The organism is Thiolapillus sp. (assembly GCF_048562965.1).
Taxonomy (GTDB): Bacteria; Pseudomonadota; Gammaproteobacteria; order Chromatiales; family Chromatiaceae; genus Thiolapillus; species Thiolapillus brandeum_A.
On the sequence record NZ_JBHNMF010001024.1, the window covers coordinates 1 to 990 of the forward strand.

At 56.2% G+C, this 990-nt stretch carries 1 protein-coding gene; it reads right to left on the minus strand.

What is annotated here, in order from left to right; translation table 11 throughout:
• The coding region (locus ACOCD2_RS21960) for an EAL domain-containing protein (protein WP_293653441.1) at window positions 1–990 on the minus strand (990 nt) is incomplete at its 5' end.

A 990-nucleotide genomic window follows, 5' to 3' on the forward strand; every position in this document is an offset into this window, starting at 1 on the left:
TTAGATGGACTTGATCATGGCCAGACTGATGGGGTCCTTGTCCATATCCTGCACGAACTGCCCGTCAATTTTCAGGAAATCGACGGGCAGATCCTTCAGATAACTGTAGGAAGACATACCACTGCCGAAATCATCGAGAGCGAACAGGCAACCCGCATCGTGGAGTTCGGTGATAAAACGCCGCGCCTTTGAAAGGTTGGTGATGGCAACGGTTTCCGTGATTTCCAGGCAGATGCTGTTGGGTGGCAGGTTGGGTGTCTGCAGCTGCTCCAGGACAAAGTCCAGGAACAGGGGGTCCGCCACAGAAGCGCCAGACAGGTTGATGGTTGTCAGCGCGGGGAGGGTACTTCTTTCCGGGTGGTTGGCTAGCCACAGGAAGGTGCTGCGGACCACCCAGCGGTTGATGACCGATATCAGGTTGTAGCGTTCTGCCGGAGGCAGGAATTTGTCCGGTGTGACCAGGTTGCCATCGGGATCGATCATGCGCAGCAGGATCTCCATGCCCATGGGTTTCTCCCCCGGATCTGCCTCAACTCTGACGATGGGCTGCTGATAGAGTACGAAACGGTTCTGGTCGAAGGCGGATTCGATGCTGTTGATCCAGTCGATTTCGCCGCGCCTGCGCTGCAGTATTTCGCCGTCGAACTGGCTGGTGACGATGATACGGTTTCTGCCTTCCTCCTTGGCGCGATAGCAGGCTGCATCTGCCAGACGCAGCAGATTGGTAACGCTCTGACCGGCATCGCTGATGCTGACCAGGCCGATACTCATGCCCAGGGAAAAGATCTTGTCTTCCCAGTAGAAACGGAATGCCTGAATGCCTTTCAGCAATTGCCGGGCTACCTGCAAGGCCTGCTCCTGTGTGCGATCCTTGACGACCAGCCCGAATTCATCGCCTCCCAGCCTGCCCAGAATGTCATGTTCTCCGGTTTCATTGGCCAACAGTACGGCCAGCTCAAGCGTGTCTTCGGCCTCGTGATAGATTTTGGG